The 12,303-nt window shown below is 59.1% G+C and carries 12 protein-coding genes and 1 tRNA gene; 1 reads left to right on the forward strand and 12 read right to left on the reverse strand.

Annotated features, from left to right (window positions below):
• Positions 1-168: 168 nt before the first annotated feature.
• The 9 genes from ACR3FB_RS13990 to iolG form a co-directional block, all read right to left on the reverse strand.
• Positions 169-927, reverse strand: coding sequence for an SDR family NAD(P)-dependent oxidoreductase (locus ACR3FB_RS13990; RefSeq protein WP_480565841.1), 759 nt, complete (start codon positions 925-927; stop codon positions 169-171).
• On the reverse strand, positions 924-1,730 hold the full coding sequence (gene iolB / locus ACR3FB_RS13995; protein WP_170528367.1) for a 5-deoxy-glucuronate isomerase: 807 nt from the start codon (positions 1,728-1,730) through the stop codon (positions 924-926). Before iolB ends, ACR3FB_RS13990 begins: the two co-directional genes overlap by 4 nt.
• 47 nt (positions 1,731-1,777) lie before the next feature.
• Entirely contained in the window at positions 1,778-2,959 is a 1,182-nt protein-coding gene (locus ACR3FB_RS14000; RefSeq protein ID WP_480565842.1) for a phytanoyl-CoA dioxygenase family protein, read from the reverse strand.
• A gap of 48 nt (positions 2,960-3,007) precedes the next feature.
• The gene (gene iolE / locus ACR3FB_RS14005) at positions 3,008-3,907 is read right to left on the reverse strand and encodes a myo-inosose-2 dehydratase (RefSeq protein ID WP_480565843.1); all 900 of its coding nucleotides are present in this window, start codon (positions 3,905-3,907) and stop codon (positions 3,008-3,010) included.
• Positions 3,904-5,736 carry a 3D-(3,5/4)-trihydroxycyclohexane-1,2-dione acylhydrolase (decyclizing) gene (gene iolD, locus ACR3FB_RS14010; RefSeq protein WP_480565844.1) on the reverse strand — a complete coding sequence of 611 codons (1,833 nt, stop codon included), beginning with the start codon at positions 5,734-5,736 and terminating at the stop codon, positions 3,904-3,906. The genes iolE and iolD overlap by 4 nt, the downstream gene beginning before the upstream one ends.
• A 70-nt stretch (positions 5,737-5,806) precedes the next feature.
• Positions 5,807-6,625 carry an ATP-binding cassette domain-containing protein gene (locus tag ACR3FB_RS14015; protein ID WP_480543267.1) on the reverse strand — a complete coding sequence of 273 codons (819 nt, stop codon included), beginning with the start codon at positions 6,623-6,625 and terminating at the stop codon, positions 5,807-5,809.
• 1 nt (position 6,626) lies between these two features.
• On the reverse strand, positions 6,627-7,730 hold the full coding sequence (locus tag ACR3FB_RS14020; RefSeq protein ID WP_170528382.1) for an ABC transporter permease: 1,104 nt from the start codon (positions 7,728-7,730) through the stop codon (positions 6,627-6,629).
• Positions 7,731-7,796: 66 nt separating this feature from the next.
• Positions 7,797-8,717: a sugar ABC transporter substrate-binding protein gene (locus ACR3FB_RS14025; RefSeq protein ID WP_170528384.1), complete on the reverse strand. Its 921-nt coding sequence runs from the start codon at positions 8,715-8,717 to the stop codon at positions 7,797-7,799.
• Between the two features lie 122 nt (positions 8,718-8,839).
• A complete protein-coding gene (gene iolG / locus ACR3FB_RS14030) occupies positions 8,840-9,853 on the reverse strand; it encodes an inositol 2-dehydrogenase (RefSeq protein ID WP_480565846.1) in 1,014 nt (337 codons plus the stop codon).
• A gap of 256 nt (positions 9,854-10,109) precedes the next feature.
• Here iolG and ACR3FB_RS14035 point away from each other — a divergent pair, with 256 nt between their 5' ends.
• Complete coding sequence (locus ACR3FB_RS14035; protein WP_480565847.1) at positions 10,110-11,174, forward strand: Hint domain-containing protein; 1,065 nt, start codon at positions 10,110-10,112, stop codon at positions 11,172-11,174.
• A gap of 179 nt (positions 11,175-11,353) precedes the next feature.
• Here the strand turns inward: ACR3FB_RS14035 and ACR3FB_RS14040 are convergent.
• The 3 genes from ACR3FB_RS14040 to ACR3FB_RS14050 all read right to left on the reverse strand — a co-directional run bounded on the left by ACR3FB_RS14040 (position 11,354) and on the right by ACR3FB_RS14050 (position 12,240).
• Positions 11,354-11,430: transfer RNA gene (locus ACR3FB_RS14040), tRNA-Arg, on the reverse strand.
• Positions 11,431-11,451: 21 nt separating this feature from the next.
• Positions 11,452-11,928 (reverse strand): GNAT family N-acetyltransferase, encoded by a 477-nt coding sequence (locus ACR3FB_RS14045; RefSeq protein WP_480565849.1) that lies wholly within the window; start codon positions 11,926-11,928, stop codon positions 11,452-11,454.
• Positions 11,929-12,240 (reverse strand): ETC complex I subunit, encoded by a 312-nt coding sequence (locus tag ACR3FB_RS14050; RefSeq protein ID WP_170378795.1) that lies wholly within the window; start codon positions 12,238-12,240, stop codon positions 11,929-11,931.
• Positions 12,241-12,303 lie beyond the last annotated feature (63 nt).

Here is a 12,303-nt window from a genome sequence, read left to right on the forward strand (position 1 = left end):
CGTAACTGTAGCGAAAGCTCAATTTGTCCCGCAACTCGTCCCTCGATGGAATCGTTTTGGATGGCAGGTTTCGAAACCATCTGTCTAAAACTATAAGCCGGTGCTTCATTGAGATATCCGGCGACGGGACAACAATTGCTTGGCCCATGCCGAATGATCAAACTAAGTCTAGATCGAGCCGCCCTCGACCATGAAATTCCCGGCGCTGCACATGGCGGCGTCGTCCGAGGCCAGAAATACCACCATCCGCGCCACGTAGACCGGGTCGATCGGGTCCGGCAGACATTGGCGGTCAACCTGTTTTGCCAGCGCATGGGGCGTGACCCACAGGTCTTTCTGGCGTTGGGTCATGATCCAACCGGGGACAACAGTGTTCACGCGGATCCGGTGAACTCCCAGCTCGCGCGCCATGGTTCGGGTCAGGCCATGCACGGCGGATTTGGCGGTGGCATAGGCAGGGAAACCTGCGCCGGCCTCCCACCAGGAATTCGACCCCAGATTGACGATTGAACCCGCGCCCCGTTCGATCATTGCGGGGGCAACCGCCTGAATGGCAAAGAACATATGGCGGATATTGGTCGCCATGCGTTCATCCCAATAGTCCGCAGTAACCTCGCGCCAGTCATGTCGGTCATCTTGTGCCGCGTTGTTGACCAGAACATGAGCGGGGCCCAGTTCCTCGGTCAGTTGCTCCAGCGCATCGCGCAGCGAGTCAATGTCGCGAAGGTCACATTGGGCAAAGGCATGCTCGCCTTCCAGCTCCGCAAGCAACTCATGGCCGGCATCCGCGTTGAGGTCCAGAAACCCCACCTTGGCCCCCTGCGCAGCAAAGGCCCGAACCGTTTCCGCTCCGATTCCTCCAGCCCCGCCGGTGATGAATACGGTCTTGCCGTTCAGACTGGGATAGGTGGCAAATTCTGGGGTCATCCGTCACGCTCCATGATCCATTCGACCTCGGGGGCCGCAACAAAGCGCCATTTCCGCAAGGGTCCGGCCATGACGTTCAGATAATACATCTCAAACCCGTAGGGTGCGCCACAAGGGTGATGGCCGCGCGGAACGGTCACAACATCGCCATCCGAGACCGCCATCGTTTCATCCAGCTGGCCGTCATCGGTATAGACGCGCTGAATTCCGAACCCGTTCGCCGGGTTGAGGCGGTGGTAGTAGGTTTCCTCAAGATAGGTGATACGCGGGAAGTCATCCTCATCATGGCGGTGGCTGGGGTATGAGGACCAATGGCCGTTTGGGGTGAAGACTTCGGTCACCAGCAGGCTATCGGCGTAGTCTTCATTCTCCATCGCGATATTGTTGATATGGCGTGTGTTCACGCCCTTGCCACGTTGGGTCAGAGTAATGCCATCCGGCCCAATCCGCCGGGCCTGATGCCCGCCTTTGCCGGGGGCTGAGCAGACGGCGATGACGCAATCGGTTTCGGCCACGGCCTCCCATTCGGTGCCGTTGGGCAGATAAAGGCAATGAGGCGGTGATTTCTCGAACACATTCATCCGGTCGCCCAGAACGCCCCAATCCTGCCCGGCGCCGGAGATCTGCGCCTTGCCTTCGACCATGACCAGAATGACCTCACGATCTCCAGTGACCTCGGCCGCCTTGTCGCCCGCGCGCAGGTGGTAGAGGCCGAACCCGACATAACGCCACCCGGCGCTGGCCGGAGTGATATCGTGGACCTTGCCACGGGTGCCGAATGGTTTCTTGAGCAAATCTGCCATGTTGGTCTCCGGTAATGGGCGGCCTTTCAGACCGCCCGGTTCTTATTTCAGGTGGATTGCCGTGTGGTCAGCGCCGAAAGCGCATTCGATAGCTGCACCTCAGACCACCCGTCAGCCACAGCGCGGCGCAGGATGTCTGCCTGACTGTCCGGCGCATTCCCCCCGACCGGAGGGTCCGTGTCGAGATTGGTTGGGAAAGGATAGCCTTCGGCAGTGGCGGCGATCGCGGCTTCAAGCTCTGCACTGGTCAGATCGCCCCGCTGCTTCAAAGCGATGAGCCACGGAAACACCGCCTCGGACATCGCGCGGCGATCCACGGCCTCCATCGCCCGACCGAAGGCCGAGGACACTTGAAGCAGGTTTGCCATGCGATGAATGTCCGCACTGCGATTTTCACCTGCCGCATGGAACAGCGCAGGGTTGAAGAACACGGCATCGCCCTTTTGCAAAGGTAGCTGCACGTAGTTCTCTTCGAAATGCGTGCGGTGATCCGTGTCGTGGAAGGCGAGATATCCTGGCGCATAAAGCTGCGAGAACGGAAGCAGTTTGGTTGGGCCGGACTCTACCGGCATATCGCAATGCGCTACAGCGCCCTGCAACGTCAAAGCTGACGTCAGAAAATGCGCATGCGCGGGGTATCGCGCAGCACTGTCTGCCGTTTGAAAGCCAAGGTGATAGTCACGATGCGCTTGCTGTGCCTGCCCGCCGGGACGCACCTGGTTGATCTGCGCCGTGACCTGATAGTTCGGGCCGAGCCAAGCCTCACCCGCGGCCGCAATCGAGGTGTTTCCGAAATAGAGCGCGAAGCCCTCGGGGTCGTGCAGGCACTGTTTCTGCAACGCATTCCAGATCCGGTCATTGGCCCCTGAGGCCGCAAAGTGGTCGCCCTCACCCCCATCGCCCTGACGTTCGTCGTCGATGATATGGCGGAACACATCTGTGGCCCGGTCAATCACACTCGTGTCCGGATACGCCTGTTTCAGAGCGATGACGCCTGCGGATTTGGCAAGTACCCAAGCCCATTCGGCCAGTAAAGCCTGCCGCTTGTCTGCTTGCCCTAGCACCGGTCGCAAAGCCTGCATGTCATAGACGGGCACATTGTTTTCCACGGACGCAGCAAAAGGCACCGCGTCCGCCGAAAGGGCCTGTGAGGTCAACACCTTGAATTCATCCAGATCACAGGATTCCCGGTCAAAATAGCCGACATATCCGAGTTCTTGATTTACCATGACTTTCTCCTTTCTCATGGCTTCGGTGTTGCCCCTTGGGGCGGTGTGCTAAGCGGTGATCTCCAATCCTGCCTTGCCGCAGACGTCAACGATATGGTCGTAGCCTTTTTTGGAGTACTCATAGGGCGGCGCTTTGGCTGGGTCCTGTTCTGCCTCAACGACGATCCAACCGTCATAATCCATCGCTTTCAGCGCATTTGCGACCGCCTGAAAATCAATGCAGCCGTCACTTGGCACCGTGAACGCGCCTGCAATCACGGCGTCCAGGAAACTGCGGTTGTTTTCCCGCACGTCCTGCACGATGGCGGGGCGGATATCCTTGAAATGGACGTGATGCACGCGGTCGCCCCAGCGGTTCAGGGTCGCCATCACGTCACCTCCGCCAAACAGCAGGTGGCCGGTGTCAAAGCACAGTTTCACCTCGGGGCCTGAACCCTCCATCAGCCAATTCACGTCATCTTCGCTTTCAATGATCGTGCCCATGTGGTGGTGATAGGCCATTGTCATGCCCTGATCACCCATCCATTTTGCCAGTTCGGTCAGCTTGGCCGCGTAGGAGAGCACCTCATCTTTCGACAGTATCGGGCGGTCATTGACCGGCGTCCCGATCTGGCCCTGAACGGTGTTGGAGCATTCGGCGTAAACGATACACGGGCTGTTCAGGGCCACGAATTGCGCGACCTGTTCCCGTACCGCGTCTTGTTCCGTCGCAAAGTCATTGACCAGCGAGGCACCGGAACACCAGCCGCCACAGAGCGCGATATCGTTGCCCTCAAGGTAGGCGCGCAGCCCCTCGGTATCGCTGGGCATACGCTGGCCCCGTTCGACGCCGGTGTAACCAATCTGACGCGACTCCTGCAGCGCTTGTTCCATTGTGTATGCAGCGGTCAGGTCCGGCAGATCGTCATTCTGCCACGCGATCGGAGAGATCCCGATTTTCACGCTCATTTCGTGTTTCTTTCCTTGATGGCAACCTCATAGGCCGCGCGTTTTTCGTTCACTTCGGGGCGGGTGCTGACCTCGGGCACCGCAACCTCCCACCATGTGCCGCCATATTCGGTCGAGGGGTAAGGATCGGTGTCGATGACAACCACGTAAGGCCCTGTGATGTCGCCGCGTTTGGCCAGCGCGTCCTCAAGCTCGGCAATCGAGCTGACCTTGACCGAGGTCGCCCCCATCGCCGCCGCATGTGCCGCGAAATCGATGTTCGAGGCGGTTTCGTGGACGGTGTGATCCAGCAGGTTGTTAAACTCGGCCCCGCCAGTGCCCATTTGCAGGCGGTTGATACAGCCAAAGCCCCGGTTGTCGGTGATTACGACGGTGAAGGAGACGCGCATCATCGCAGCCGTCGCCATTTCCGAGTTCGCCATCATGTAGGTGCCGTCGCCCGTAAAGCAGATCACGTCGCGATCCGGTTGGGCCATCTTGATGCCCATGGCGCCTGCGATCTCATACCCCATGCAGCTGAACCCGTATTCCATGTGATAGGCCCCGGGCCGTGGCGCTTTCCACAGCTTGTGCAGTTCACCCGGCATTGTGCCAGCGGCGCACATCACCACCGTGTCGTCATGCGAGGCGCGCTGAACTGCGCCCACCACCTGCATATCGGTGGGCAGAGCGTTCCCGTCCCCCGGCGCATCGGTTAGCCCGTCAACCTTGCCAAACCAATCCGCTTTGAGCGTGTCAGCCACGGGATCAGCACTGTAGCCCTGCAGCGCTGCGCCCAGCTCCTGCAAGCCAACGCGCGCATCGGATTGCAAAGGCATGGCGCCGTGTTTCTCGGCATCATAGGCGGCGGTGTTGAGGCAAATCATCTCGCGCGCGGGGTTCGAAAACAGACCCCAAGAGCCGGTCGTGAAATCCTGCAAGCGCGTTCCAACGGCCAGCACCAGATCGGCCTCGGCGCAGATGTCATTGGCCGGCTCGCCGCCTGTCACACCGATCGGACCCAGGTTAAGAGGATGATCCCAGGCCAAAGCGGATTTGCCGGCCTGCGTCTCGGTGATTGGGATATTGTGTGTCTCAGCAAAGCTCTGCAGCGCATCCGTTGCGTCCGAATAGTGCACCCCACCGCCCGCAATGATTACCGGACGTTTGGCCGCTGAAATCGCGGCCACAGCGCGCGCCAGCTCGCCTTCGTCCGGGCGAATACGGCGTTGGAACCACACGCGCGGTTCAAAGAAGCTTTCTGGGTAATCATAGGCCTCGGCCTGCACGTCCTGACAGAAGGCCAAAGTGACTGGCCCGCAATCCGCCGGATCGGTCATCGTGCGGAAAGCACGCGGCAGAGCAGTCAGCAGATGCTCAGGGCGCGAGATACGGTCATAGTAGCGGCTGACCGAGCGGAAACAGTCATTGGCACTGACTGTACCATCGCCAAAACTCTCGATCTGTTGCAACACCGGGTCCGGCCCGCGTGAGGCGAAGACGTCGCCCGGCAGCAGCAGAACCGGCAGGCGGTTCACGTGGGCCAGCGCGGCGGCGGTGACCATATTAGTCGCGCCCGGCCCGATGGACGAGGTCACCGCCATCGCCCGCGAGCGCCGCATCTGCTTGGCATAGGCAATCGCGCAATGCGCCATCGTCTGTTCATTGTGGCCACGATAGGTGGGCAGCGTGTCTTTGACGCCATGCAACGCCTCACCCAGCCCGGCCACATTGCCATGGCCGAAAATGGCCCAGACACCTGCGATGAAAGGCTCTCCGGCCTCATTCATCTGGGCACCCAGATAGCGCACCAAAGCTTGCGCTGCGGTCAGTCGGACGGTCTTGTCCATTGTGATCCCTTTCAACACAAGGCCATTCCGGCCAGTTCTGCGATTTTGTCAGATGCCCGAGGGCGCGGCGCTATACCGTTCCGCCCAGTGAGCCTTCGAGCTGGGCCATCTCCTGCCCGCCTGCCATTAGATCCTGAAGCTCTTCCGGGGTGATTTCACCGCGCTTTGCAGTGCCCAGCGTTTTGCCTCGGTTCAGCACGGTAAAGCGATCGCCCACGGCCAGCGCGTGGCGCACGTTGTGGCTGATGAAAACCACTCCGACGCCTTGGCTGCGCACCTTGTCGATGGTCGCCAGCACGTTCGAAGTCTGCCGCACCCCAAGGGCCGAAGTCGGTTCGTCCAAAATCAGGATCTTGGCTCCGAAATAGACCGCCCGCGCAATCGCAACCGTCTGACGTTCACCGCCGGACAAGGTACCCACGGCCTGGTCCGGGCCGCGCAGGTTGATGCCCATATTGCGCATCTCTTCCATGCAGATGTCATTGGCTGCCTCGACGTCGAACCGTTTCAGCAGACCCCTCCCCTTGGTCGGCTCACGCCCCATGAAGAAGTTCCGCGTCACGCTCATCAGCGGGATCATCGCGAGGTCTTGGAACACAGTCGCAATGCCCGCCTCCATCGCGTCGCGCGGAGTGTCGAAGTGCAGCGGTTTACCTTCGAAAAAGATCTCGCCTTTGGTGGGTTTGTGAACGCCGGACATGGTCTTGATGAAGGTCGATTTGCCCGCACCATTGTCACCTAAAAGGCAGTGGCATTCACCCGGCTTGACGTCAAAGCTGACGCCTGCCAAAGCGATGATGTTGCCAAAGTGCTTTTCGATATTCTTCATCTCGACGATGGGCGCGGCATCAGTGGCGTCACCGTGGTGGAACTTGGTATCTTCGGTCATATCAGCGCTCTCCCGTTACGCGCTTACGGATCGCGTTGTTGAACAGAACGGCGATCAGCAGCATGGCTCCCAGGAACACTTGGAACCAGTCCTGATCGAAATCGGTATAGGTCAGCCCGATGACCACCATGCCGAAGATGATCGAACCAAAGAACGCCCCAATGGCCGAGCCGTATCCGCCGGTCAGCAGGCACCCGCCGATCACGGCTGCGATGATCGCCTCAAACTCTTTCTGGAAGCCACGGCGCGCATCGGTCGACCCCGCATCCATCACGGTGATGATCGCCACCAGTGCGGCGCAACAGGCCGTCAGCATGAACAGAGACACCTTCACACGGTTCACCGGCACACCCGAGTTCGATGCAGCAGTTCTGTCTCCGCCCGACGCGAAAATCCAGTTCCCCGCGGGGGTACGCAGCAAGACATAGGTTGCGGCCAATGCCAGAGCGATAAACCACAGGATCTCAACCGGAATGCCCGGTACTTTCGGCGCACCGCTTTTGAATGTGTCGATGACGCCTTTCTCGGCCAGCCAGGTAAACAGACCACCAAAGGCCTCTCCCGAGAAGACCGGGGCCAGCCAGTCAGTTTCAGTGGCGTCGCGGACGCCGCGCAGCTGCGTTGACCCTCCGGTCGCCATTTTCAAGCCGACAAGCGACAGACCGCGCAGGATAAACAGAAAGGCCAGCGTCACGATAAAGGACGGTAGACCCGAGCGGATCACGATGTTGCCGTTGATCGCGCCCACCATGGCCGCAAAGACAAAGGTCATCGGGATCGCAGCGATCAGAGGCAGCTGCCATGTCACCACGCAAACGCCAAAGAACAGGCCCGAGAACGCCACCATGGAGCCGATGGACAGGTCGAACTCTCCCCCGATCATCAGCAACGCCGCACCGATGGCCAGGATGCCCAACTGAGCGGCGGGCGTCATGAAGTTCATCACCCCGGCCAGCGTGAACATGGAATCATCTGCGGTAATCGCAAAGAAGATAAACACCAAAATGACACCGGCCATGGCGCCAAGCTCGGGGCGTTTCATTTGCCGGGTTAGAAACGGTTCGCTTTTGACCCTTTCATCGGCGGCTGGCGCTGACTGGCTCATATTGTCCTCCCAATTCGGTTGAAACGGCGCAGTTCGCGCCGTTTCGTTTGTGTATGGCCAAAAGGCTTAGCGGATGCCCTGCGCCGACAGGTCGATCACCTGTGCCGCTTTGTCCTGCGTGATCAGGTTCGGGCCAGAAGGCACATTGCCGCCCGGCATCAGGCCGTATTTGGCGTGCAGACCCATGAAGTTCACCGCCAGGTAGCCCTGCAGGTACTGCTGCTGGTCGATGGCAAATGCTGCATCGCCATCCGCGATGGACTGCAGGAAGTTCGCCGACAGGTCGAACGAGGCGACATTCACATCGCGACCCGAAGCCTTGACGGCCTCAACCGTCGGTTCACCTGCAGAGCTCGCGCCCAGTGCCATAACCGTATCGACAGCCTCGTTTGCAGCCAGAGCCGCTGCAACTTTCGATTCGATTTCGGATGGGTCGTTCGAGGTTGGCAAAACTTCTACATCGCCGCCGAAGCCTTCAGCAAAGCCGGCGCAGCGCAGGTCAAGCGCCACGTTGCCGACCTCGTGGTTCACGCAGATCGCGGTCGAGCCGCCCATCGACGACAGTGCTTCGCCAGCGGCCTTGCCTGCATCGAATTCATCCTGACCCACATGCAGCAAGGCGCCAAGGTCCTTGGACACGTCCGAACCCGAGTTGATCGAAATCACCGGGATACCCGCCGCGACGGCGCGTTCGATTGACGGGCCAAGCGCATCCGCATCGGGGATCGAAACGATCAGACCATCGGGTTCCTGATTGACGGCGGCGTCGATCAGCTGGGACATCGCGACCATGTCGAAGGTCTCGGGCGCGCGGTATTCCACGTTCACACCGACATCCTTACCGGCCTGCTCAACGCCGTTTTTGACCACGTTCCAAAATGCGTCATTCGCCTGGCCGTGCGATACGACCACGATCTCCTGTGCAAATGCAGGGGTGGCGAGCGCCAGGGCACCGGCCGCCAACGCGCCTTTTACGAACTTGTTCATTATATCTCCTCCCATAAGAACAGTTTGTTTTCTGTCGAGGCGTCAGCCCCAATCATTCGGACGAACCGAATCTCTTGCACTCCTGAAACCGGCGGAGCTTTGCACAGTTTCCGGAAATCCTGTCATTTTGCAACCGGTTTCAAAACTTCAGCCAGATGAACCGGCCTACCGGACTGCGCCGACAGCGTTGCTGCCTCGGCCATGGCGAGGGCTGCAACCCCATCTTCCAGCGAGACCGGAACCTGCGCGCCCGAGGCCGCCGCCTCCACAAAAGCGGCCCACTCGGCCTGATAGGCTGGCATGTATCGTTCCAGAAAGAAATAGGTGGGTTTGGCCCCGACGACGCCGGCGGAGGTCGATTTGACAACCGTGTTCTCCAGCATGTTCTGCGCTTGCAGAAGACCTTCGGAACCCAGCAGCTCGATCCGCTGATCATAGCCATAGGCCGCCCGGCGTGAATTCTTGATGGCCGCGATACGACCATCCGCGTAAGTCATTGTGACAACGGCAGTATCCACATCTCCAGCCGCGCCGATTTCTGGGTCGACGATCGACGAACCAACAGCGGAAATCGTCGTCGGAACCCCTCCCATCAAGAAATTCGCCATGTCGAAATCGTGGATCATCATATCCCGGAACAGGCCACCCGAAACCTTGACATAGCTCACCGGCGGCGGTGCCGGGTCAAACGAGGTGATGGACAACAGTTCAGCCTTGCCGATCTCGCCTGCATCCACAGCCGCTTTCAATGCCGAAAAGTTGGGATCAAACCGACGGTTGAAGCCGATCATCACGGGCTGACCATGAGCTGCGACCGAGTGCTGGCAGGAAATGGCCCGCTGAAGGTCCAGATCCACGGGTTTTTCACACAAAACTGCTTTGCCTGCCGCTGTTGCGGCTTCGATCAGGTCTGAATGCGTGTCTGTCGGCGTCGCGATCAGCACAGCGTCAATTTCTGGATCCGCTATGATCTGGTCCGAGGTTCGAACCTCGGCACCGTGGTCATTGGCCAGATCCTCTGCCGCCTGAGCCATGGCATCCGAGACAGCACATAACACACTGCCCGGATGGGCCGATATCGCCCGCGCATGCACCCGCCCGATCCGTCCGGCGCCCAGCAATCCAACCTTCAACATCCAAACCCTCGAATCCTGTTTTCTGGCGCAACAATGGATTTTTTTGCAACCGGTTGCAATAGTTTTATCACTGGTCCTCCGATCAAGGTCTGCCGGCTATGTAGTCGGCACCTCAACCACAATTGAATGCGCGAAGCCTCAAATAACCTGACGCTCAAGATGACGTGAATTGGTCGAGGCCAAGAACCACCCTAGGGTGCGTCGCGAATTGTCTGTTCGGGCAACTCGAAGCAATAGTAAACATGATGGGTGTGTGATGGTTCTACGCAGTTTCTTTTCGATCGACAGCGAAAACATGATGGTTACGTCCAGCCCCAGCGCTGGGATCGTAGGCACACCGATCCGCAACAACTCGGACACGCCGGACGGTACTATTTTCCAATATACTGCGGGCGGCGGAACCACGATCACCGTGGATGACACCTCGGGCAATCCAGATGTGTTCGAAGATGATCAGGCCTTTGGTCACACAGTCACCGATGGCGGTGGCATCGTGGCCAATGGTACTCCTGTGGAATCCGAGTCCTTCATCGATATTCGGCAGCTTGACGAAAACGGAGTAGCAACCGGACCTGTTATCCGGCTGTATGTCTTTTCGCAAAACGGCGTGACCTCGGATGTCTGGGGCTTTGCGGCCTCGGAGCGGCTGATAGATGGGGCCTCCTACGTCAAGGTTGCGGGATCGAATGCAGGATCATCGCTGTATTCGGACTATGTGGCTTGCTTTGCTGACGGCACATTGATCGAAACAGCCGACGGCCTGGTTCCCGTGCAGCAGATTAATGTGGGTCAGAAGGTCTGGACACGGGACAACGGCCTGCAGCCCGTTTTGTGGGTCGGGAGTACAACCGTCCCGGCAACCGGGCGCTTTGCCCCTGTGGTTTTCGGCCCCAACACGCTCGGCAACTCGCGCGAACTGGTCGTCTCGCAGCAGCACCGGATGATGATCGACACAAGTGTAGCCGAGCTTCTGTTTGGCGCACCCCGCGCTTTGGTGGCGGCCAAATTCCTATGCGGCTTGGAGGGTGTATCGATTCGCGAAGGCGGGCATGTCAGCTATTGGCATATCATGTTCGATCAGCATCAGATCGTCAGATCTGAGGGCGTCCTCAGCGAGAGTTTTTTCGTATCCCCAACCTCGATCGGAGCGCTGGATCGCCCGCAGCGTGTTGAAATACTGTCACTTTTCCCAGAGTTGCGCGGAAATCCCGACGCTTATGGGCCGACGGCTGCACCTATTCTAAAGCCACATGAAGCGGCTGTTCTCAGGTCCCATCTATCCCGTTTGAACACCACAGGATCCCGCGTTGCGGCACAGTAACTACGGGAATCCCCCAATTTCGCGCGCTGTGCGCATTTGTTAACCATTGGTTACTGATTTACCTACCACTCAGTAACCCTCTTAAGAAGGGCTGGCGCGACCCCCTCAGCCAGCCCTTCTGACCCTTCCCCGCCAAAGCGAAGAACCGATCGGACAAACCGTGTTTTTTTTGAGTGAAATGGCGATCCCTGAAGGACTCGAACCCTCAACCTGCTGATTAGAAGTCAGCTGCTCTATCCAGTTGAGCTAAGGGACCGCTGCGCCCTTCTTGCTGGTTTTAAGGGCGGGGTTCAAGAGCCAAGCGCATGAAGGCGCTGTTTGGATCCTCTTCATACCCATAGATCGGGCCGCAATAGGAATAACCCAACGCCTCATAGAGCTTACGCGCAGCATCATAATCTGGCAGATGCGCCGCACCCGTTTCAAGCACAAGCGCCTTTGTGCCCTCATTGGCTGCCAGATCGGCAAGGTATGCCATCATCACCCGCGCGAGACCGCGCCCGCGTGCGACTTCGACAACGTGCACCGATTTCACTTCTGCCGTACCATCGGGTAGCGTCTTCAACGCGCCGCAGCCCAAGGCGCGGCCCTCTTCGAAAAGACCCCAGAAGCGGATGCCGTCACCCGACAAGGCCTCGGGCCCCATGGTGTGGTTGCTTTCCGCCGGACCCGCTTGTTCGCTATGGGCAAAATGCGCCTCAATCACAGGGCGCAAGGCATCCGACGTGGGGTCGGCCAAACGAATTTCGATCATTCAGTGCGTCCAGGGACTGCGACGGTCCGTTGCGAAATTCTCGCCATATCCGCGCGGACGCAGATTGGGCTTGCGCTTGTGCGGCTCGCTGACCTGCACGTCGATACCATTGTCCTTGGCGTAATCCAGCGCCTCTTCCTTGGTATCGAATTTCAGGCGCACCTGGGTCTGGGTGTCATCGGATGAGGTCCAGCCCATCAGCGGATCAACTTCACGCGAGGACGCAGGCGCATACTCCAAAACCCACTTGCGGGTTTTGGCCATGCCCGAGGTCATCGCATTCCGCGAAGGCTGATATATCCGTGCGCGCATCTCGCCTCTCCGTGCTCACTTGGCTGGCTATGTTTATGCGTCACAGCATCCATTCGGACAAGT

This window comes from Ruegeria sp. AO1 (genome assembly GCF_056535985.1).

Bases quoted from the DNA above. Each gene is read 5' to 3' on its own strand.
- ACR3FB_RS13990 (WP_480565841.1), bottom strand. From the start codon at position 927: ATGACCCCAGAATTTGCCACCTATCCCAGTCTGAACGGCAAGACCGTA.
- iolB (WP_170528367.1), bottom strand. From the start codon at position 1,730: ATGGCAGATTTGCTCAAGAAACCATTCGGCACCCGTGGCAAGGTCCAC.
- ACR3FB_RS14000 (WP_480565842.1), bottom strand. From the start codon at position 2,959: ATGGTAAATCAAGAACTCGGATATGTCGGCTATTTTGACCGGGAATCC.
- iolE (WP_480565843.1), bottom strand. From the start codon at position 3,907: ATGAGCGTGAAAATCGGGATCTCTCCGATCGCGTGGCAGAATGACGAT.
- iolD (WP_480565844.1), bottom strand. From the start codon at position 5,736: ATGGACAAGACCGTCCGACTGACCGCAGCGCAAGCTTTGGTGCGCTAT.
- ACR3FB_RS14015 (WP_480543267.1), bottom strand. From the start codon at position 6,625: ATGACCGAAGATACCAAGTTCCACCACGGTGACGCCACTGATGCCGCG.
- ACR3FB_RS14020 (WP_170528382.1), bottom strand. From the start codon at position 7,730: ATGAGCCAGTCAGCGCCAGCCGCCGATGAAAGGGTCAAAAGCGAACCG.
- ACR3FB_RS14025 (WP_170528384.1), bottom strand. From the start codon at position 8,717: ATGAACAAGTTCGTAAAAGGCGCGTTGGCGGCCGGTGCCCTGGCGCTC.
- iolG (WP_480565846.1), bottom strand. From the start codon at position 9,853: ATGTTGAAGGTTGGATTGCTGGGCGCCGGACGGATCGGGCGGGTGCAT.
- ACR3FB_RS14035 (WP_480565847.1), top strand. From the start codon at position 10,110: ATGGTTCTACGCAGTTTCTTTTCGATCGACAGCGAAAACATGATGGTT.
- ACR3FB_RS14045 (WP_480565849.1), bottom strand. From the start codon at position 11,928: ATGATCGAAATTCGTTTGGCCGACCCCACGTCGGATGCCTTGCGCCCT.
- ACR3FB_RS14050 (WP_170378795.1), bottom strand. From the start codon at position 12,240: ATGCGCGCACGGATATATCAGCCTTCGCGGAATGCGATGACCTCGGGC.